This window comes from Ruegeria meonggei (assembly GCF_900172215.1).
Classification (GTDB): Bacteria; Pseudomonadota; Alphaproteobacteria; order Rhodobacterales; family Rhodobacteraceae; genus Ruegeria; species Ruegeria meonggei.
The window spans coordinates 192,309-213,317 of sequence record NZ_FWFP01000004.1; the positions used below are offsets into that span (position 1 = coordinate 192,309).

The 21,009-nt window shown below is 56.6% G+C and carries 20 protein-coding genes and 1 tRNA gene; 13 read left to right on the top strand and 8 right to left on the bottom strand.

The features are described from left to right. Positions 1–480 precede the first annotated feature (480 nt). From RUM8411_RS08110 to RUM8411_RS08120, 3 genes are all read right to left on the bottom strand, one after another. Positions 481–1,239, bottom strand: coding sequence for a site-specific integrase (locus RUM8411_RS08110; RefSeq protein WP_085822197.1), 759 nt, complete (start codon positions 1,237–1,239; stop codon positions 481–483). A 312-nt stretch (positions 1,240–1,551) separates the two neighbouring features. Continuing rightward, positions 1,552–1,628, bottom strand: a tRNA-Pro gene (locus RUM8411_RS08115). A 111-nt stretch (positions 1,629–1,739) separates the two neighbouring features. Next, positions 1,740–2,855 (bottom strand): THUMP domain-containing class I SAM-dependent RNA methyltransferase, encoded by a 1,116-nt coding sequence (locus tag RUM8411_RS08120; RefSeq protein WP_085822198.1) that lies wholly within the window; start codon positions 2,853–2,855, stop codon positions 1,740–1,742. Between the two features lie 289 nt (positions 2,856–3,144). Between RUM8411_RS08120 and RUM8411_RS08125 the strand changes: the two genes are divergently transcribed. From RUM8411_RS08125 to nqrF, 6 genes are read left to right on the top strand one after another with little or no spacing between them, the layout of a single operon-like run. Continuing rightward, positions 3,145–4,488, top strand: a complete 1,344-nt coding sequence (locus RUM8411_RS08125) for a Na(+)-translocating NADH-quinone reductase subunit A (protein ID WP_085822199.1) — start codon at positions 3,145–3,147, stop codon at positions 4,486–4,488. Between the two features lie 5 nt (positions 4,489–4,493). Beyond that, complete coding sequence (locus RUM8411_RS08130) at positions 4,494–5,702, top strand: NADH:ubiquinone reductase (Na(+)-transporting) subunit B (RefSeq protein WP_085822200.1); 1,209 nt, start codon at positions 4,494–4,496, stop codon at positions 5,700–5,702. Beyond that, the gene (locus RUM8411_RS08135; RefSeq protein ID WP_085822201.1) at positions 5,695–6,510 is read left to right on the top strand and encodes a Na(+)-translocating NADH-quinone reductase subunit C; all 816 of its coding nucleotides are present in this window, start codon (positions 5,695–5,697) and stop codon (positions 6,508–6,510) included. The genes RUM8411_RS08130 and RUM8411_RS08135 overlap by 8 nt, the downstream gene beginning before the upstream one ends. Next, entirely contained in the window at positions 6,510–7,163 is a 654-nt protein-coding gene (locus tag RUM8411_RS08140; protein WP_085822202.1) for an NADH:ubiquinone reductase (Na(+)-transporting) subunit D, read from the top strand. Before RUM8411_RS08135 ends, RUM8411_RS08140 begins: the two co-directional genes overlap by 1 nt. After that, entirely contained in the window at positions 7,163–7,771 is a 609-nt protein-coding gene (gene nqrE / locus RUM8411_RS08145; protein ID WP_085822203.1) for an NADH:ubiquinone reductase (Na(+)-transporting) subunit E, read from the top strand. The genes RUM8411_RS08140 and nqrE overlap by 1 nt, the downstream gene beginning before the upstream one ends. Positions 7,772–7,781: 10 nt before the next feature. Continuing rightward, positions 7,782–9,005, top strand: a complete 1,224-nt coding sequence (gene nqrF / locus RUM8411_RS08150; protein WP_085822204.1) for an NADH:ubiquinone reductase (Na(+)-transporting) subunit F — start codon at positions 7,782–7,784, stop codon at positions 9,003–9,005. Positions 9,006–9,040: 35 nt separating this feature from the next. Here nqrF and RUM8411_RS08155 read toward each other — a convergent pair whose 3' ends face one another. After that, positions 9,041–10,054 (bottom strand): NAD-dependent epimerase/dehydratase family protein, encoded by a 1,014-nt coding sequence (locus RUM8411_RS08155; RefSeq protein ID WP_085822205.1) that lies wholly within the window; start codon positions 10,052–10,054, stop codon positions 9,041–9,043. Positions 10,055–10,138: 84 nt separating this feature from the next. Beyond that, positions 10,139–10,663, bottom strand: coding sequence for a CBS domain-containing protein (locus RUM8411_RS08160; RefSeq protein ID WP_085822206.1), 525 nt, complete (start codon positions 10,661–10,663; stop codon positions 10,139–10,141). Between the two features lie 120 nt (positions 10,664–10,783). Here RUM8411_RS08160 and RUM8411_RS08165 point away from each other — a divergent pair, with 120 nt between their 5' ends. From RUM8411_RS08165 to RUM8411_RS08195, 7 genes are all read left to right on the top strand, one after another. Further along, on the top strand, positions 10,784–10,969 hold the full coding sequence (locus RUM8411_RS08165) for a hypothetical protein (RefSeq protein WP_085822207.1): 186 nt from the start codon (positions 10,784–10,786) through the stop codon (positions 10,967–10,969). A gap of 66 nt (positions 10,970–11,035) precedes the next feature. Then, positions 11,036–12,061 carry an FAD:protein FMN transferase gene (locus RUM8411_RS08170; protein WP_085822208.1) on the top strand — a complete coding sequence of 342 codons (1,026 nt, stop codon included), beginning with the start codon at positions 11,036–11,038 and terminating at the stop codon, positions 12,059–12,061. 13 nt (positions 12,062–12,074) lie between these two features. After that, complete coding sequence (nqrM, locus tag RUM8411_RS08175; protein ID WP_085822209.1) at positions 12,075–12,305, top strand: (Na+)-NQR maturation NqrM; 231 nt, start codon at positions 12,075–12,077, stop codon at positions 12,303–12,305. 108 nt (positions 12,306–12,413) lie between these two features. After that, entirely contained in the window at positions 12,414–14,063 is a 1,650-nt protein-coding gene (locus tag RUM8411_RS08180; RefSeq protein WP_370738034.1) for a sulfatase-like hydrolase/transferase, read from the top strand. An 88-nt stretch (positions 14,064–14,151) separates the two neighbouring features. Beyond that, positions 14,152–15,669: a 2,3-bisphosphoglycerate-independent phosphoglycerate mutase gene (gene gpmI / locus RUM8411_RS08185; RefSeq protein WP_085822211.1), complete on the top strand. Its 1,518-nt coding sequence runs from the start codon at positions 14,152–14,154 to the stop codon at positions 15,667–15,669. Next, positions 15,666–16,796, top strand: a complete 1,131-nt coding sequence (locus tag RUM8411_RS08190) for a murein hydrolase activator EnvC family protein (RefSeq protein WP_085822212.1) — start codon at positions 15,666–15,668, stop codon at positions 16,794–16,796. The genes gpmI and RUM8411_RS08190 overlap by 4 nt, the downstream gene beginning before the upstream one ends. A gap of 6 nt (positions 16,797–16,802) precedes the next feature. Beyond that, entirely contained in the window at positions 16,803–18,143 is a 1,341-nt protein-coding gene (locus RUM8411_RS08195) for a S41 family peptidase (RefSeq protein ID WP_085822213.1), read from the top strand. 43 nt (positions 18,144–18,186) lie between these two features. Here RUM8411_RS08195 and RUM8411_RS08200 read toward each other — a convergent pair whose 3' ends face one another. The 3 genes from RUM8411_RS08200 to RUM8411_RS08210 all read right to left on the bottom strand — a co-directional run bounded on the left by RUM8411_RS08200 (position 18,187) and on the right by RUM8411_RS08210 (position 20,931). Continuing rightward, positions 18,187–19,713, bottom strand: coding sequence for an MFS transporter (locus RUM8411_RS08200; protein WP_085822214.1), 1,527 nt, complete (start codon positions 19,711–19,713; stop codon positions 18,187–18,189). An 86-nt stretch (positions 19,714–19,799) separates the two neighbouring features. Continuing rightward, entirely contained in the window at positions 19,800–20,159 is a 360-nt protein-coding gene (locus RUM8411_RS08205) for a hypothetical protein (protein WP_085822215.1), read from the bottom strand. 10 nt (positions 20,160–20,169) lie between these two features. Then, positions 20,170–20,931 carry a DUF6478 family protein gene (locus RUM8411_RS08210; protein WP_085822216.1) on the bottom strand — a complete coding sequence of 254 codons (762 nt, stop codon included), beginning with the start codon at positions 20,929–20,931 and terminating at the stop codon, positions 20,170–20,172. Between the last annotated feature and the right edge of the window lie 78 nt (positions 20,932–21,009).

The window sequence follows — 21,009 nt, forward strand, 5'->3', positions numbered from 1 at the left end:
GAGGTGTACCGAGTCGATGGTTGTCGGCTGTGGGCTGCCTGACTGGGCAGGCGGCACTGAGACTCGCGACTTTGCAATGTCCAATATACTACGCATTGTTGCCGTTCGAAGCGACATGTGCTGCAACCGCCGCGAACGGCAGCTCTGTGGCCTACCTACTTTGGACGATTGGTGATTGCCCGTTAACGAATGCCAGAAACGTGAGAAAACGTAAGAAGTAGAACCTGTAGGCCTTGATCGCTTATGTTGCTCCCAATAAACGCCACTTTCACGCCAATGTTGAGCCTCATTGCGCCGTTAGCCGCAAGAAATATTAAGTATATTGGAGGCTTAAGTGAGAAAAGCTATCGCAGCAATTTTGCTGACTTCAACAGTGGCAGCATGCACGGAACCAGTTATTCAGACCGGGGCAAGCTACCCAGCAGTAGCGCCGGATCAGGTCAGAGTGTCCTTCGCGGATACCCCCAATTGCGAAAATGCTCAGGAAATTGGACTGATCCCGCAAGTTGGATCGAACAAGTTTTCGCAAACAAGAGCAATCAACGAAATCAAACGGCAAGCTGGATCACGGGGCGCTAACTTGGTGTTACTCCAAACGCGGGCGACGAGCCTCTTAGGTGACATGCTCATTGACGCTGAGATGTATCGCTGTCTGTAATTCAGCCTTGCTTGAAAGCAAGGGCGGGCTAATGCCCGCCCTAACCAGTTCACCTGATCGACAAAGCATCCCCTAATCATCCGTTCCAGTTCTTCCGCAGTTAGCCATGCCTTGGTTTCACGGACTGGCTCACCTTCCTTGATAGAGAAGTCCGGAGGATATTTGGTGTATCGGTTCTTGCGCGCGCGCGTTAACGCGGCGCGAAGCACACGCAGGTCCTTGCAAGCAGTGTTGCGGCTCGTCTTGCCGAACTGACCCTCGGACTTTTGGTGTGCGGTCCACCGTGGTTTCTCCATGCGCCAGTCGATGTACTCATCCACTGTGTCCTGCACGATCTCATCCCAGAACAAATGCCCGAGATGTTCTTTCAGTGGTGCCACGTTTGCGGCCATTGGGCCTGACGTGGACTCTGCCTTTTCGCGACAGATGTAATCGTAATACTGATCGACCACCCACGCGATTGTCGGTCGGGTGGGAATTTTCGGTTTTGCTAGCTCTTGGATGAAAATACCGTGCGCCGCATCTGCCTCGATTTGCAGCTTAGTGCCGTGGGATTTCCGCCGCGTCTTGCCGTCTTCCATCCAAACAGATTCCCAATACCCGTCCTTGCGACGGCGCAGACGTGGCGCATCAGGATCGACTGCGCCAGCGGGTACGATTGGGTCAAATTTGGATAGCCTTTTCTCCGCTTCGGCTTGATCTTTGGTGCCTGTGGCTTTGCGCTTCTTCTTACCGGTAGTGGGATCGTCAAAGACGATTTCCTAGTAAGAATCAGATCGTTGGCGCACATATGGGACAGGGTTCTTCATAAGAACATCCTCGCGATTTTGTGCAGCTCGTGCAAGATTGCACCAGTTGCAAGTTTCAGTTTTCGCGTAAGTTCTTGTTTTTATTGGTCGGAGTGAGAGGATTCGAACCTCCGACCCCTGCCTCCCGAAGACAGTGCTCTACCAGGCTGAGCTACACTCCGACCGTGGCGCGTGATTTATACCCCGATATTTGGATGTGCAAGGGGGATTTTGTTGACCCTATCGAGAATTGGCAGGGTCCTTGAGGGGCAGGAAATCGCCACACAAAATAGTCACGGCAGGGGGTTCGTTTTGTATAGTCGGACCTTGGTACCACCGTGGTCGACCACGGGGCCGTTGGGCAAAAATGGTAGGCGCGTCGCGCGGGCCAGCGATTGGTTGCTGGTTACGATGCCCACCCGCCAACCTGAAAATCGTGACATTAGAACTTTGCCAAAACTGCCGTACAGGGATCGCAGACGCTTTTCGTCTCCGATTCTTGCACCGTAGGGGGGATTGGTGATGACAATTCCGGCGGGACCTGCCGGTGGCTTTATGTCACTTACTGATCGGCACTGAAATCTCGTGGAGGCCGCCACACCACCGCGGTCGGCGTTGGTGGTTGCCGCATCAATTGCACCGGCGTTCCGGTCCGACCCATAAAACTGCGGTGCGGTATCTTGTTGCCCCTCGTCCTGACGCATTGCGTCCCACGCCTGCGCATCGAAACGGCGCAGGTCTTCAAAGGCAAACTGACGCGAGCGACCGGGATAAATCCCGGCGGCAATCTCTGCGGCCTCAATGATGAACGTGCCCGATCCACACATGGGGTCCAGAACCGGCTCGGTCCCGTCAAACCCGCATTCACGCAGGAACATGGCTGCCATCGTCTCTCGCATGGGGGCTTTGGCAACGGCCGGTTTATGGCCGCGCTTGTGCAGGGGCTCACCAGAGGTGTCGATGGAAAAGGTGCAGATGTCTTTTTCGATCCGCAAGAGCACGCGCACCCCTGCGTCAGAGGAGATCGGTGCGCCCAGCGTTTCCGTGATAGCCCGTTCCACCCGCTGCCGCGCGGCCCCCGCGTGGTAGATTCGGGATTTGCGACTTGTCGCCTCGATCTTGACCGGAACATCCGACCGCAAAAAATCGGACCACGGAAACTTGCGTGCCCGCTTGTCCAACTGGGCCAGGTGAACCGCCGGAAAATTGCCGATCCGCACCAGGACCTTGTTGGCACCCCGCAAACACAGATTGGCGCGCCAGGCCTCAGACCAATTTCCGCGGCAGCTTACGCCGCCGGGCAGGATATTTGCACCAGCGAATCCTTTTTCGACAGCTTCGGCATGCAGGGGGGTTTCTAGACCAGGTGTTGCCACCAGGAATATCTCTAGGTCATTGCTTGGTTCCATGTCCGGTCCATACACCGGAAGCGAATTGGACGCGACACGCAATTTATGACGGGTAAATCGCTGCCACCTGATGGGAAAGTGGGAATTTGCTGACAGAATTTGCGGTAACAGGTTTGCGTTTGGACCGAACCCCGCGTAAAGGGTCCGTGATCGGAACGAAGCTTGGATCGGGAACAAGGTTTCTTTGCCTTTTCTTGATCTCAAGCTCCCACATTCGCACCGTTTTGTGCCAATATGCCAGGGCCGGAACGATGTGGTGCAGGAAAGAGGCTTGGAAGACCGTAGCGACATGCAAACTTTCAATCTGAAAAAAGGGCTGGAATTGCCGGTGCAGGGTGCCCCGGATCAAACTATCCAGCCGGGTCCTGAATTTTCTTCAGTCGGGGTTTTGGGGGCTGACTATCTGGGCCTCAAACCACGTGTGCTGGTTCAGGAAGGGGACGAGGTTCAACGCGGCACACCGTTGTTCTGCAACAAGGATGTGCCCGAGGCAATGATCGTTGCCCCGCTCAGCGGTAAGGTCATAGCCATCAATCGCGGCGCACGCCGTGTGCTGCAAAGCGTCGTGATCGACGTCACAAATGCCAATGACACCGGGATTGATTTCTCGGGCACAGGCGACGCGAACAGTGCCGAGGGTGTAACCGCCAAGCTTTGTGCCGCCGGGTTGTGGACCGCGTTTCGCACGCGGCCCTATTCCAAAATGCCTTCGCCGGGCTCTAAGCCGGCCGCGATTTTCGTGACCGCAATTGAGAGTGAGCCGCTGGCAGGTGATGCCAGTGCGATCATCAGCGACGCCAGCGACGCCTTTGCAACCGGTCTTGCGGCGATTGCCCATCTGACCGAAGGCAAGACCTATCTATGCCACAAAGACGGCGACACGGTTCCAGGTACGGATCTGCCGGGCATTGAGGCCGCCGCATTCTCGGGTCCGCATCCGGCGGGTCTGGCCGGGACGCATATCCATTTCCTTGAACCGCTGGCGGGAGACAAACAGGTCTGGACCATCGGGTATCAGGATGTCATTGCCATTGGCCGGCTGATGCAAACCGGTCATCTGGACCCCAACATCGTCATCGCACTGACCGGCCCCGGCGCACGTCAGCCGCGGCTGATCCGCACCGTCATGGGCGCCTCGACAGAGGATTTGACCCGGGACGAAGTGAATGTCGACGGGTCTGCCCGGATCATTTCCGGATCGATCCTGTCCGGGCAGCACGCCGAAGGGCCGAACGCCTATCTGGGCCGTTTCGCGCGCCAGATCACCATTATCCGCGAGGATAGCGACCAGATCCCAATGGGTTGGATTCGCCCGATGTCGTCGAAATTTGCTGTGCAACCGGTACTTGGCTCGGCTTTTGCCAAAAAGTTGTATGCGTTCACCAGCAACCTGAATGGTGGTCGTCGTGCGATGGTGCCCACAGGTACATTCGAAGAGCTGATGCCGCAGGACTACCTGCCCACACAGTTGCTGCGCGCGCTGCTGGTGATGGACACCGATACCGCACAGGCGCTGGGTGCGCTGGAACTGGACGAAGAGGATCTAGGCCTTGTCGGCTTTGCCTGTCCGGCGAAATATGAATACGGGCTGGCGCTGCGCGACTGTCTGTCCAAAATTGAAAAGGAGGGCTGAGCCGAATGGGTTTGCGCAGCTTCTTTGATCGGATTGAGCCGAACTTTACCAAGGGCGGCAAGTACGAAAAGCTTTTCCCCATCTACGAGATGGTGGAGAGCTTTATCTACACTCCGAAAACCGTCACCTCCGTTGCCCCACACGCACGGTCTTATGTGGATATGAAGCGGATCATGACCTATGTCGTGATCGCTACGATCCCCTGTATTCTTTGGGGGATGTGGAACACCGGATATCAGGCGAATTCTGCTATTGCCACACTGGGCCCGGACGCGGCGACAGGCTGGCGGATTGCAGTGTTGCAGATGTTTGGCATTTCTCTGAACCCGTCCAGCCTTATGGCCAACGTGTTTCACGGGATGCTGTATTTCCTGCCGATCTACATCGTCACTTTGGTGGCCGGCGGTATATTCGAGGTGATCTTCGCCACCGTACGCGGCCATGAGGTGAACGAGGGGTTCCTTGTTACGTCAATGCTTTACACGCTGATCCTGCCTGCAACAACACCGCTGTGGCAGGTCGCTTTGGGCATCATCTTTGGCGTTGTTATCGGTAAAGAAGTGTTTGGCGGCACTGGCAAGAACTTCCTCAACCCCGCTCTGGTGGGACGGGCGTTTTTGTATTTTGCCTACCCGGCGCAGATGTCGGGAGACGCGGTCTGGACCCCAGTTGACGGGTTTTCGGGCGCCACCGCGCTGGCCGTGACCGCCGCGGATGGCGTGCAGGCTTTGGCCGCTGACGGGATCACCTGGTCCAGCGCGTTCCTCGGTCAGATCCAGGGCAGCTTTGGGGAGACGTCGACGCTGGCTTGTATGATCGGTCTTGCCTTCCTGTTGATGACCAAGATTGCCAATTATCGCCTTATTGTGGGCTGTCTGGCGGGAACCATTAGCTTTACTCTGCTATTGAACCTGATCGGGTCGGACACCAACCCGATGTTTGCGATGCCCTGGTATTGGCACTTTGTGCTGGGCGGGTATGCGTTTGGTCTGGCCTTCATGGTGACCGAGCCGGTCTCGGCCAGCCATACCAATGTTGGCCGTTATATCTATGGCGCGTTGATTGGTGTCATGGTTGTGATGATCCGGGTGATAAACCCGGCCTTCCCCGAAGGCATGATGCTGGCCATCTTGTTCGGCAACGTCTTTGCACCGCTGATCGACCACTTCGTCGTTCAGGCCAACATCAAACGGAGGGCGCGTCGCCATGTCTGATCCGCAATCCCCGGAACCAAAGGGCGCCATCGCCAAGTTTCTGGCAGCTTCGCCAGATTCAGTCGGAAAAACAATCTTTGTCGCCGTCGCTGTGTGTCTGGTTGCCTCGATGGTTGTATCCGCAGCAGCCGTTAGCCTGCGCCCGGTCCAGGAAGCAAACCAGTTGAAGGACAAGCAGGTCAATGTTCTGCAGGTTGCTGGTGTCTACGAGCCCGGCATCGACGTGACCGAAGCCTTCGCTGCCTTTGAGCCGCACGTGCTTGAACTGGCAACCGGCGCCTTTGTCGATGATCAGTTCGACCCGGCCACTTTTGACGATCAAGCTGCTGCCAGCGACCCGGATCTGAGTGTTGCATTGGATGACGATCCCGCAGGGATTGGACGCAAGTCGAAGTATCGCGTGATCTACTTGCTGCGAGACGACGCAGAAGGTTTGGACAAAGTGATCCTGCCGCTGCATGGCTATGGGCTGTGGTCCACGCTTTATGGCTTTATCGCGTTGGAGAACAACGGCAACGATATCTACGGCCTGCAATTCTATCAACATGGTGAAACCCCCGGCCTTGGCGCCGAAGTGGACAACCCGCGCTGGAAATCGCTGTGGAATGGTAAAAAGCTGCGCGACGATGCCGGCGATCTTCAGATCACCGTGTCCAAATCTCAAACCGCTGCCGGGCCGGATTTTTATGTCGATGCGCTGGCCGGGGCCACGCTGACTTCGGTTGGTGTCGATAACCTGGTGAAATTCTGGATGGGCGATGCGGGCTATGGTCCCTTCCTGGCCAAACTGCAAGCAGGAGAGTTCTGATGTCTCAAACCAAGAAAGAGATGCTGGTCGACCCGCTTGTCGACAACAATCCGATCACGCTGCAGGTGCTGGGCATCTGTTCGGCACTGGCGGTGACCTCGTCGCTGCAGGTGTCTTTTGTGATGGCTCTGGCGGTCACCTTTGTAACGTCGTTCTCGTCCTTTTTCATCTCGTGCCTGCGCAACCAAATCCCCGGCTCGATCCGGATCATCGTGCAGATGGTGATCATCGCTTCGCTGGTGATCCTGGTGGATCAGGTGCTAAAGGCCTACGCCTTCGAGATCTCTAAAACCCTGTCAGTTTTTGTCGGGCTGATCATCACCAACTGTATCGTGATGGGCCGCGCCGAAGCGTTCGCGATGAAGAACCCACCTGTCGCCTCTTTCATTGACGGGCTGGGCAACGGCATGGGCTATGGCCTGATCCTGTTGCTGGTCGGCTTCATTCGTGAGCTGTTCGGTGCCGGGTCACTGTTCGGAGTCACCATTCTGGAAACCGTCAACAACGGCGGCTGGTACGTGCCCAACGGTATGCTGCTACTGCCGCCTTCGGCATTCTTCATCATCGGTCTGATCATCTGGGCCTTCCGGACATGGAAGCCAAACCAGGTGGAAGAACGTGAATACAAAATTCAGCAGGTAGAGGCCCACTGATGGAAGGTCTGATCTCACTGGCCGTAAAGGCCATCTTTGTTGAAAACCTGGCGCTCAGCTTCTTTCTAGGCATGTGTACGTTCATCGCCGTGTCCAAGAAGATTTCCACTGCGCTGGGGCTGGGCATTTCGGTGATGGTTGTTCAGGCGATCACTGTTCCTGCGAACAACCTGTTGCTGACCTATCTGCTTAAGCCGGGCGCGCTGGCCTGGGCTGGGTTTCCGGATGTGGACCTGACCTTCCTTGGGTTGATTTCGTATATCGGTGTGATTGCGGCCATGGTGCAGATCCTTGAGATGATCCTGGATAAGTATTTCCCACCGCTTTACAACGCTTTGGGGATATTCCTGCCGCTGATCACAGTGAACTGCGCCATCCTGGGCGGTTCGCTGTTCATGGTGGAGCGGGACTACAACTTTGCCGAAGCGACAACCTACGGCTTGTCCTCCGGTTTTGGCTGGGCACTGGCGATCACTGCAATGGCAGGCGTTCGCGAAAAGCTGAAATATTCGGATATCCCCGACGGCCTGCAGGGTCTGGGTATCACCTTCATCACCGCAGGACTGATGGCGATGGCCTTCATGTCCTTCTCGGGCGTCAAACTGTAAGGAGGGGCGAATGGAAACTTTCAGCTTAGGCGTCGTCCTTTTCACCCTGATTGTTCTGGGTCTGGTTGGGATCATCATGGCCGCGCGGTCGCGCCTGGTGTCGACGGGCAACGTCAACATCACCATCAATGGCGAAAAAACCGTGTCGGTTCCGGCAGGCGGCAAATTGCTGCAAACGCTGGCGGCTGAAAAGCTGTTCGTGCCGTCCGCATGCGGCGGCGGCGGCACCTGCGCACAATGCCGGGTGCGGGTGCATTCGGGCGGCGGGTCAATCCTGCCGACCGAGGAAAGCCACATCACCAAGCGCGAAGCTGCCTGCGGCGACCGCCTGTCCTGTCAGGTGGCCGTCAAACAGGACATGAATATCGAAGTTCCCGAAGAGGTCTTTGGTGTCAAAAAATGGGAATGTACGGTGCGTTCGAACGAGAACGTGGCAACCTTTATCAAGGCCCTTACACTGGACTTGCCCGAAGGCGAGGATGTGAATTTCCGCGCCGGTGGTTATATCCAGATCGAAGCACCGGCGCACCAACTGGCCTACACCGATTTTGATGTCGAAGAGGAGTACCGCGAAGATTGGGATAGGTTCAATCTGTGGCAGTACAAGTCCGTTGTGAACGAACCCATCGAGCGCGCCTATTCGATGGCGAACTATCCGGATGAACGTGGCATGATCATGCTCAACGTTCGCGTGGCTTCTCCTCCTCCGGGGTCCGAAGGCATTCCGGCAGGCCAGATGTCGTCTTACATCTTCAACCTGAAGCCGGGGGACAAGGTGACAATCTCGGGGCCGTTTGGCGAGTTTTTTGCCCGCGACACCCAAAAGGAAATGGTGTTCATCGGCGGCGGCGCAGGTATGGCGCCCATGCGCAGCCATATCTTTGATCAGCTCAAGCGTCTGAAGAACAAGGATCGCAAGATCAGCTTCTGGTACGGTGCGCGTTCAAAGAAAGAAATGTTCTTTGTCGAAGATTTCGACCAACTGGCCGAAGAGTTCGACAATTTCGATTGGCACGTCGCCCTGTCCGATGCGCAGCCAGAGGATGACTGGAACGGCTATACCGGCTTTATCCACAATGTTCTGTTCGAGGAATACCTCAAGGACCACCCGGCGCCGGAAGATTGCGAGTTCTATATGTGTGGCCCGCCCATCATGAACCAGTCGGTGATCAACATGCTGCTGGATATGGGCGTGGATCGCGAAGACATCATGCTCGACGATTTCGGCGGGTAACACTTGAGAAACCGGCGTATCTTACGCCGGTTTTTTTATTTGTTGTAGTAGTCGCGGTACCACGCAACAAACTGCGCAATCCCATCTTTGAGCTCTGCTTGCGGCCGGTATCCGGTCAAGCGCTGCAACAGGCTGTTATCGGCCCAAGTGGCAGGCACGTCACCAAGTTGCATGGGCATATAGTTGCGGAGGGCCTTCTGACCAACGGCTTCTTCGATAGCTTCAATAAAATCCATCAACCGCACCTTGTCGCCATTGCCAATATTGACGACTCGGTAGGGGGCAACCGGAGACAGGCTGTCGCCAACTTCTATATCGTCCGCACTGGCAGGACGAACGGGCGGCGAGTCGATCAGCAACCGGATGCCGCGTACAAGATCTTCGACATGGGTGAAATCCCGATACATGTCGCCATGATTGTAGATGTCGATGGGTTTGCCATTCAGGATCAGATCGACAAACTTAAAATATGCCAGATCGGGCCTACCCCATGTGCCGTAGACAGTAAAAAACCGGAACATGGTGGTAGGAAGATCCCATAGATGGGCATACGAGTGCCCCATTGCCTCGTTCGCCTTTTTGGTCGCGGCATAGATTGTCAGCTGGTTGTCGGCTTTGTCCACCTCGGTAAAGGGCATATCCTCGTTGGCGCCATAGATGGACGAGGTCGACGCCATCAACAAATGTTCAACTTTGTGTTGCCGGGCCGCCTCCATCACATTGAAAGTGCCAACCACGTTTGCGTTGATATAGCTGCGTGGCTGTTCCAGACTGTAACGCACCCCGGCCTGCGCAGCGAGGTGGACAATGACCTCGGGCTGAAACTCATCAGCAATCTGCAACAGCCGTTCGTGGTTTTCCAGAAGATCCTCGGTGGCAGAAAACCCGGGCGATTGCAGCAGCATCTGGTGGCGACGTTGCTTCAAGGTGACGTCATAGTAATCCGTCATCCCGTCATAGCCATGCACCCGGAACCCTTCGGACAAAAGCAACTTTGCCAGATGGAACCCGATAAACCCCGCAGTGCCTGTGACCAGAACCCGTTTCATGCAACCCTCGACCTTAACACAAAGTACCAGACATCAGGGATACCGTCACCGGGGCAAGGTCAAGGGGATTCTAGGCGTATGGACCTAGCCGACGATCATCTGTTTCATCCGCAGTGCCTCGTATTCCAGTTCTTTAAGACGGAAATGAACAACGTCGCCGATGGTGATCACACCGCGCAGCTTGCCGTCACTGATGACAGGCATGTGGCGAAACCGCCCTTCGGTCATGGTTTTCAGCACGTCGTTCAACAGATCGTCGGGCGCGCAGGTCTTGACCTCGCGGGTCATAAGATCTTCGACCGATTGCGGAAGGGTTTGACCGGGCGTATCCGCCATGCGGCGCACAATGTCGCGTTCGGACAGGATGCCCAGCAACGTGCCGTTCTGATCGGTCACAACCACGGCGCCAATCCGCTTGTCCCGCAGCGTAATCACCACCGAATGTATAGTTTCCGTCGGGCGCACGGCAAACACCGCATCCCCCTTACCCTCAAGCAGCTTGGAAACTGTTGTCTGCGTGTGGGACAGGTTGGATTCGACCGATTGGCTGCGGGTCGAGGCATCGGTCTTGTCGCCTCGTGTGGGCGGCTGGTAAGAGCTTGGGGCCATTGGCAATCTCCTCTTATTCCTGAGATGGCTTTGTTTTACCTTACCGCAGCCAACTGACCTGTATAGGGTACAAATGCCCTCACCGGGGAAAACTGCCGCTAACCAAGGATATTCGGCCTGTTGTCCAACTTGTATCTGACCCCACCCATAGCCGCGCTGATCTTTTTTTTTGTTGTTGTCTGTGGGCACAACTTTCGTAAAGCCTGGAAACAACAAGAACCGGGCTGGCAGAAAAAAGCCTGGCTGTTTGGTGTTCCGGCGGGTATCGGCCTGCTGATGCTTGGGTTTCTACCACTGAAATTCTGATGTCGGTTTGACTCTGATTGGGGCCGCTGGCATACGCCGGTCACGGCTTTCCTCAGGAGGTTCCCGATGCGTCTTTTGCCAGTCCTGGCTGTTGCGACACTTGTTTCCGGCTGTCTGTTCGACAAAGAGCCCGAAGTGGTGCGTCTGTCCGGGGAAACGATGGGGACCACCTTTAACATCACTGCAATCGGCACGGATGTGGATGAAAACGCGCTGGCCGAAACGGTTCAAAACACGTTAGCCCAAGTAAACGCAAAGATGTCCAACTGGGATCCGAATTCGGAAGTCTCAAAATTCTCGGCATCACCCAGCACCGACCCTGCACCGGTGTCCAAAGAGTTTGCCTTTGTCATCAATGCGGCAAACGACGTACACGCGAAATCCGGCGGGACCTTTGACGTTACCCTCGGGCCCCTGATCGAGCTGTGGGGCTTTGGTCCGCGCGAACCCGATGATCCGGTTCCCTCGGATGCCGATATCCAGGCGGCGCTGAACAGCGTGGGGCAGGCCCGCTTGCTAACGCTGAACACCGAACAAGACACCCTGACCAAGGCAGATCCCGGCGTGGGCATCAACCTGTCAGCCATTGCCAAAGGGTATGGCATTGATGCGGTCGCCGAAACGCTGCGCGAAGCAGGGATCGAAAACTACATGGTCGAGATCGGGGGTGATCTGGTCACCCTGGGCACCAACGACAAGGGCGAAGCCTGGCGGATCGGGATCGAAAAGCCCGAAGCGGGGTCACAGAACCTGCAGTTGATCGTCGAACTGGATGATTTGGGCATGGCAACCTCGGGCGACTACAAGAACTTCTTCGAACAGGATGGCGTGCGCTATTCGCATATCATCGATCCGACCACAGGCCGGCCGATCACTCACCGGACAACTTCGGTTACGGTTCTGGCCGAAAACGCGATGATGGCGGATGCCTGGGCAACCGCGATGCTGGCACTGGGTCAGGACAAGGGCATGGAACTGGCGGAGCAGCATAAACTTGCCGTGTATTTCATCTCACGGGATGTGACAGGCGGCGAAGAAACCTATATTACCGTGCATAGCACCGCGTTCAAAGATGCTTTGGGCTCCAACTGACGAGTAACCTAAGATGAGCACTTTTATTCTGGCTTTTGTTCTGTTGTTGATCATCATGGTCGGCATGTCGCTGGGCGTTATGTTGATGGGCAAAACCATCAAAGGCAGCTGCGGTGGGCTAAACGCGATCTCAGGCGCGGATAAATGCGTTGTCTGCCAAAAAGACGTCGATCCTGACAGTCCGTTGCGGGACCAGTTGCAGTGCAAGCGGGCCAAAAAGATGCTGGAACAGATGGAAAGATAAGCCTGACGTCAGTTTGCGCTTCGTCCTGACGACAGGAATGGCTAAAGAGGTCTTCGACAATATTCGGGGGGCTCGGATTTGGCCAAGACCAAAAACATCCTGTTCATCATGTTCGATCAGCTGCGCTGGGATTACCTGAGCTGCTACGGTCATCCTCATCTACATACCCCCAATATCGACCGTTTGGCCGCAAAAGGCGTTCGCTTCGACAAGGCCTATATCCAATCGCCGATCTGCGGCAGCTCACGCATGTCGACCTATACCGGGCGCTATGTGCATTCACATGGAGCCTCGTGGAACGGCATCCCGTTGAAAGTGGGTGAGATCACCATGGGCGATCACCTGCGCAAAACCGGGATGGGATGCTGGCTGGTCGGCAAGACCCACATGCGCGCCGACGCCGAAGGCATGGCGCGGCTGGGATTGGAGCCTGACAGCCTGATTGGCGCGCGTGTTGCGGAATGCGGGTTTGATGTGTTCGAGCGGGACGACGGCATGCTGCCCGAAGGGCCCGATGGTTACTACGACCCCGACGGCGCAAAGGAATATAACAAGTTCCTGACCTCCAAGGGCTATGAAAGCGACAATCCCTGGCATGACTTTGCCAATTCCGGACTGGATAAGGATGGCAATGTCCTTTCGGGCTGGTTCCTGAAAAACTCGGCCGAGGCGGCAAATATCGCCGAAGAGGACAGCGAGACACCCTATCTGACAGGGCGGGGGATCGAGTTCATGGAAACCCATGACGGCCCGTGGTGCTGCCATCTGAGCTTTATCAAACCCCATTGGCCTTATGTTGTTCCGGAGCCTTATGCCTCGATGTATGGGCCGCAGCATGTTTTGCCGGTGGTCCGCTCAGACGCTGAACGTCAGAACGCCCAGCGGGTACTGAAGGCGTTCATGGATACGAAAATCGGCCAGACCTTCTCGCGTCAGGATGTGCGGGACGCGGTGATCCCGGCCTATATGGGGCTGATCAAACAGGCCGATGATCAGATGGGGCGCCTGTTCGACTGGATGGAACAGACCGGGCGGATGGAGGACACGATGATCGTGCTGACCTCGGATCACGGAGATTTTCTGGGCGATCACTGGATGGGTGAAAAGACGTTCTTTCAGGATACCTCGACCAGAATACCGCTGATCATCTACGACCCGTCGCCCGAGGCCGACGCGACCCGAGGCACGGTGTCGGAAGCGCTAGTGGAATCCATTGACCTGGCCCCCACATTTGTCGACGCCGCCGGAGGGGAGATTGCCGGGCATATCCTGGAGGGCCACTCTCTGCTGCCAATTCTGCACGGCACTGCCGATGAGGCACCGCGAGAGTTTGTGATCTGCGAATATGACTACTCGGCCTCACCCATTGCGGATTTGCTGGGCGTGACCGTGCGTGAGGCCGTGATGTTCATGGTCGCAAACAAAAAATGGAAACTGATCCATTGTGAGGGCGGCTTTCGCCCCATTCTGTTCGATCTTGAAAACGACCCGGATGAGCTGATCGATCTGGGTGACCGCGCAGACCACGCAGATGTCATCGCCGGGATGTATGATCACCTGTTCAGCTGGACGCGCCGCCAGTCGCAGCGCACAACCCGGTCGGAACAGCAATTGATCGAGATGCGCAGCAAAAGCCGGGGCAAGGGCATTGTTCTTGGCGTCTATGACGAAAACGATGCGCCGCTGGATCTGACGGTCAAGTATCGGGGACGCACGGCGCGGCCTTATCAGGACTATACCAAACCCTCGGGGGATTAATTCTGCGCAACAGGGCACAAAAGGCGGTTCACCCGAAGCAGACCAGACGGTACAAGACGGACCAAGAGCAGAAACCCGGAGAGTCGAAATGACCGCCCCCAAACCTGTAGTCCTTTGTATTCTTGATGGGTGGGGCCTGTCCGAGGACACAGAAGGCAACGCTCCCTACTTGGCCGACACACCGACCTTTGACGCGATCATGGCAAAGGGCCCTCATGGCAAACTGACCACACATGGCCCCGACGTGGGCCTTCCCAGCGGGCAAATGGGCAATTCCGAGGTTGGCCATACCAATATCGGTGCCGGGCGCGTTGTGGCCATGGACCTTGGCCAGATCGATCTGGCCATCGAGGATGGATCGTTCTTTGCAAACGACGCCCTGCAGGGGTTTATCAGCAAGGTGAAAGCCGCAGGTGGCACCGCGCATCTGATGGGGTTGGTCTCGGATGGGGGTGTGCATGGCCACCTGAACCATATCGTGGCCGCCGCCAAGGCGATTACAGATGCAGGCGTGCCGGTGGCGTTGCATGCTATGACGGATGGGCGCGATGTGGCGCCGAAGTCTGCCTTTACCTTCATGGCCGAACTTGAAGACCGCCTGCCTAAAGGCGCACGTATCGTCTCGGTCTGCGGGCGGTATTTTGCGATGGATCGCGACAACCGCTGGGAACGCGTCGGCGAGGCCTATAATGCACTGGTCAAAGGCAAGGGTCGGCTTGCCGCATCAGCCCATGGGGCGATCGATCACGCCTATAACCAGTCCGAAACTGATGAGTTCATCGCCCCCACAGTTCTGGATGACTTTGACGGCATCCACGATGGTGACGGCCTTTTCTGCCTCAACTTCCGCGCCGACCGCGCCCGTGAAATCCTGCGCGCTATTGGTGAGCCAGGGTTTGCAGGATTCGACATTGGACCCCGGCCCAGGCTCTCGGCTTTGCTTGGAATGGTCGAGTACTCCGATGGCCACAACGCTTATATGACCACCGTGTTTCCCAAACGCTTCATCGTGAATACTCTGGGCGAATGGGTGGCTAAAAAGGGATTGCGCCAGTTCCGTCTGGCCGAGACCGAGAAATATCCGCATGTGACGTTCTTTCTGAACGGTGGCAAAGAAACTCCCGAAGTGGGTGAAGATCGCTTCATGCCGCAATCGCCCAAAGTGGCGACCTATGATTTGCAGCCCGAGATGTCTTCGGCCGAGGTGACCGCAAAGTTTATTGAGGCGATAGAGGCGGGTTATGACCTGATCGTCACCAACTATGCCAATCCGGATATGGTTGGCCATTCGGGCGATTTGCAGGCTGCGATGAAAGCCTGCGAAGCGGTAGATCAGGGATTGGCGCAGGTTGTTGTCGCGCTGGGAAAAGCCGGTGGCGCGATGATCGTAACCGCCGATCACGGCAATTGCGAGATGATGGTCGACCCTGAAACCGGCGGGCCGCATACGGCGCATACGCTGAACCCGGTGCCTGTGGCACTGGTCGGTGGCCCCCAGGGTGCGACGCTGCGCGACGGACGCCTGTCCGATCTGGCCCCAACTTTGCTGGACCTGATGGGTATTGAACAACCACCAGAGATGACCGGCAAGAGCCTGTTGTCATGACCCTGCGTGCGCTTCTTCTGGTGACGTTGTTGTCGACGCCAGTCCACGCCCAGATGGACCCGTCAACAGCCGCATTGAATGCTGCACAAATGCTGGAACAGGCGTCGGTCTCCTTGACTGGTGCGGACAGCGCCCGCGACCGGGTTCGCGCCCTGACCAAAACGATCCAGGCCTATGAGGCTGGTCTGACCGCAATGCGCGAGGGCTTGCGCCGCGCCGCCACGCGTGAGGCACAGCTGACGGCAGAGCTTCACTCGCGGGAAAAAGACATCGCGCAATTGTTGGGCGTGCTGCAGACCATTGAAACCACCGCGCCACCGGTATTGATGCTGCATCCGTCCGGGCCGCTGGGATCAGCTCGGGCTGGAATGATGCTGTCCGAGGTCGCCCCCGGCCTGAACGCCCGCGCACAGGCACTGGCCCTTGATCTGCAAGAAGTTCAGACCCTGCGACAATTGCAGCAAAGCGCCTCGGAAACCCTGACCGAGGGCTTATCCGGCGTTCAGACTGCGCGCACTGAACTCAGCAAGGCCATCGCCGACCGCACCGATCTGCCGCGCCGTTTTGTAGAAGACCCGGTGCGGACCGCCATCCTGATCTCATCAACAGAAACGTTAGAAGGTTTTGCCAGCGGATTGTCGGAAATCTCCGAAGGTGAGATTGCTGAAATCAACGCCGATGTGGCAGATCGCAAGGGTCAGATCGATTTACCCGCCCAAGGCATATTGCTGCACCGTGCCGGAGAAACCGATGCAGCTGGCGTCAAACGCCCGGGCGTGGTGCTGGGCACCCGGCCGCGCGCGATTGTTACATCGCCGACTGCGGCCACGATTCGGTATCGCGGGCCATTGCTGGATTTGGGCAACCTGGTGATCCTCGAACCCCAGCCTGGGTTACTGTTTGTTTTCTCGGGCCTGCAAGAGGTGTACGGCAACCCCGGGCAAGTGATCCCCGAAGGCACTCCGGTTGGTTTGATGCCTGGCGAAACGCCGGAAATCGGCGCAATTTTGTCAACAAGCAGTGATGGCACTGGAACTGACCGGTCAGAAACGCTCTATATAGAGGTAAGACAAGAAAACAGCCCCGTGGACCCGGAATCATGGTTTCGGACCGACAAGGATGGATAAACGAGTATGAAGAAATTTGTGATGGCCGGTCTGGCCGGAACCGTGGCAGGTATAATCGCAACCACTCAGATTGCCGGCCCCTTGCTGGCGCAAGAAGCAGAGAGCAAAGCCAGCGTTTATGAACAGCTGGATCTGTTTGGCGATATCTTTGAACGTATTCGCGCCCAGTATGTGGAAGAGGTCGAGCCCGAGGAACTGATCGAGGCTGCCATTGATGGCATGCTGACCTCGCTTGATCCGCATTCCAGCTATCTGTCGCCAGATGATGCCGAGCAAATGCGCGTTCAGACACGCGGTGAGTTTGGTGGGCTCGGGATCGAAGTCACGCAGGAAGAGGGCTTTGTCAAAGTCGTCTCGCCCATCGACGACACCCCGGCAGACGAGGCCGGGATCGAGGCTGGCGACTATATCACCCATGTCGACGGAGAGAGCATTCTGGGCCTGACCCTGGACAAGGCAGTTGATCTGATGCGCGGCCCGGTCGGCTCGGAAATCGTGATCACCGTTGTGCGCGAGGGTGAGCAGGAACCGTTCGATATCACCATTATTCGCGACACTATCAAACTGACTGCTGTTCGGGCCCGAACCCAAGGCACCAGCGTTGTGCTGCGTGTGACCACGTTCAATGATCAAACCTACCCCAACCTCGAGGCCGGTCTGAAAGAGCAGATCGAAGAGGTCGGCGGCATCGAAAAAGTAAACGGCGTGGTACTGGATTTGCGCAACAATCCGGGTGGTTTGCTGACCCAGGCGATCAAGGTATCCGACGCGTTTCTGAACGAAGGTGAGATCGTTTCGACCCGGGGTCGCGATCCGGGCGAAGGGGAACGGTTTAACGCGACAATTGGGGATCTGGCCGAAGGCAAACCGATTGTGGTGCTGATCAATGGCGGGTCAGCCTCGGCCTCCGAGATTGTGGCTGGCGCGCTTCAAGATCATCGCCGGGCCATTGTTGTCGGCACCAAGAGTTTTGGCAAAGGCTCGGTGCAGACGGTGATGCCACTGCGCGGTGACGGCGCAATGCGCCTGACCACATCGCGCTATTACACACCCTCTGGCCGCTCGATCCAGGCGCTTGGTGTGAGTCCTGACATCATTGTCGAACAGCCGCGTCCTGTGGCTGATGCCGAGGACGAGGAAAGCGATGCGCGCACCCGCTCCGAGGCTGATCTGCGCGGCAGTCTGAATAATGACAGCCTGAGCGAAGACGAAATCCGTCAGATCGAAGAAGACCGCGCCAAGGCCGAAGCTACGGCCGAGTTGCGGGAAGAGGATTATCAACTGGCCTATGCCATCGATATCCTCAAAGGCCTGACGGCCTTTAGTCCGAACGGACCGTCTCAGTAGACAACCAGGGGCCGCCGAAACAGGCGGCCCTATTTTCTAGTGGTCAAGCTTCCACCTTATGCAGCTTTTCCTCATTCAACATCATAGCCAGAACAACCCCGACCGACACCGACAGCGCGGCAAAGACAAAGGCCATGTTCATTCCGGTGTCAAAGGCCGCAGCGATGGCTGATTTGACCATTTCACCCTCGGCTGCGCTAAGCTTTTCCATCACCGCGCGCGCAGATTTCGTCGACAGGGTGCTGCCGTTGATGGCCTTCTGATCTGCGTCAGACATGTTGACGCCTGCAGATGCCAGCTGCTTGGCCAGACTGCGCAGGCTGACAACGTACATGATGGCCGTGGCACAGGCGACGCTGATCGCGCCGTATACCAGATGGGTCATAAAGCTTAACCCGCCGACCAGTCCGGCGCGTTCCGGTTTCACCGCACAGACTGCGGCTGTCCCAGAGGGTCCGACGGTCAGAGTTGCCCCCAATCCGATCATGGCCATACCGGGAAGGATCTGGAAATAGCCCAAGCCGGCGGGTAAAACCACCACGCTGACTGCACCGGTTGTCGCGATCAAGTATCCCCAGAACAGCAGTCGTTTCGGTCCAAAGTCATTGTATAGCGTCCCGGACACTATGGAGCCTACAGCAAGCAATACGGTCAGTGGCGCCAACCCCAGCGCCGATTGCAAGGTCGACCAACCCAGCACCTTTTGCATGTATTGCGGAAAATACAGCAACCCGACAAACGCCGCAGAAACATTGAACATGTTCAGGCCCAGAGTGATCCGAAACTCCCGGTTTTGCATCATCTGCGGCAGTAAAAGCGGCTCTTTCACGCGTTTTTCCACTTTGGGGAACAGGAAGAACAACGTGGCGCTGACAAAAACCAGCGACAATAACGGGACAGATGTCCAACCCCAGTCCTCGCCTACATCCAGGCCGTAAAGCAGCAGCAGAACAGCAATGGACAGGACGGCCATCCCGGCAAAGTCGATATGTTCGCCTTTTTTATGCTGCTTCTCGCGCTGCATCAGGAACAGGGCTGTCAGCATCGAAATGGTTGAAAAGACCACATTTGCCAGAAAAAACAGCCGCCAATCTCCGTAATTCACAGCCGCCCCGCTGATCAGCGGGCCAAAGACATTACCGCTGGTGACGCCTGCCAGGATCAGGCCCATGATCATCGCCCGGTGCTCGGGGCGGGAGACCCTCGTGGCACCAAACGCAAGTGTACAGGGCCAAACGCACCCTGCGCCGATTCCCTGCAATGCCCGCGCACCGATCAGAAAATCCAAGCTTGGTGAGAAAAAGCACATGACGGATGAAAACAAAAAGATCGATAGGCCGATCAGCATCATCTTGCGATGGCCAAACATGTCCCCCATCCGGCCGCCTGCAACCATGGTCATGGCAAAGAACAGGGCGTAAATGTTCAAGACCCATTGCGTGCTGGTGATATCCGCATCAAAGCTGTTTTCAATCGCCGGAACCAACATCAGTGCACCGGTGAAATCGATGCCGATGCCGAACCCAGTCACCATCAGCGCAATGACTTTGATAATGCTGCTTCTGTCCATGGGGCGATCCTGACTACTGCGATCACCTCATGATGCACGTAAAACGTTCAAAAGATAGGGAATGTCCTTTTTCTGCTACAGAACGTTCAGCCGTCCGGGTGTTGCATTCGGCGAAAAGCCCGTTTCAACATGTCCAACTCGGCGCGCAAAAGCTCAATCTGGGCGCGCAAGTCCTCAGATGCGGGACTGCCAGCAATGATTGTGAAATCACCCAGTTTCTCTGCCGTGGATGCGTCCAAAATCACAAAACAATGCACACCATCCGACAGGGCCGAGATTGGAATCTCAACGTGCAGATCCCAGCCGTTATCCGCAGCTGAGACCGTGAAGTCTTTTAGAATCTGATCGCGGTAATGTACTTGGACTGCAGGCTCTGTTTCGGTCTGGATATGCCCCATCCAGATGCCATCTTCGAACAGGACGGGGGTCAAAGTCGAATGTGTCATAACCAGGGTCTCACAAGTCAGCGCGGTGATGGCGGCAGAAGGTCAGATCGCGTAGAACCACGCGGTTCATACCGGGGTTTTCAAAGATCAGGTCCAGCCAGATCTTCTCAATCCGTCGTTCGTTCAGGGGCAAATGCGCAAGGTCGAAATCAATAGCAATGGACGGGGCGGACAAGTCCAGTTTGCGCAGAACCTGATCCGAATTTGGCCCGTGCTGGATGTTCAAACGGCCAAAAACCTCCAGCGCGTGCTCGGCCTCAAGCAAAAGGTCCACACGCATTAGATGCTGTTTCGACAGACCCTGCGCTGCTTCAGGTGGCAATTCCACCGAAAGAGACAGAAACGAACCGGCAAACCCGAATACTTCGACCGTCAGCGCGAAGGCCGCCAGATCACTGTCACGGGTGTTTCGGATTTGCCGCATCCCGATTTCAGACAGCTTGCAGTCGTGAAACAATGTTACTTGCCGATCCAGCACAGCCTTGCGCGGGACCGAGGCCACACCCGGTCGGATCAGCGGCCCACGCCAAAGATCCGGCCTCCAAGACCAGTCCGTCCCCAAGGGTTTCGGGAATTGCTCGGAACCGATCAAGGGGCGCGTCAGCCGTCCTTCGGCCATGTGCAGCAGCATATCCAGATGAGAGCGCAGCTTACGTGCCTCGTCGCGTTGTTGCCGCAAATCAGATGCCGGAGCATCATCGGCGTCACGCGCGGCCTTGCGCCAGCGTTCCAATACCTTTCGGTGAATATAGCGATCCAGAAGTCTGCCCATGGTCCCATCGTGTGAACGTGCCTCCTTATTAGTCAAAGACGGCCCAGGGGATAAGAGTGAATTGACATTTTGGCGCCT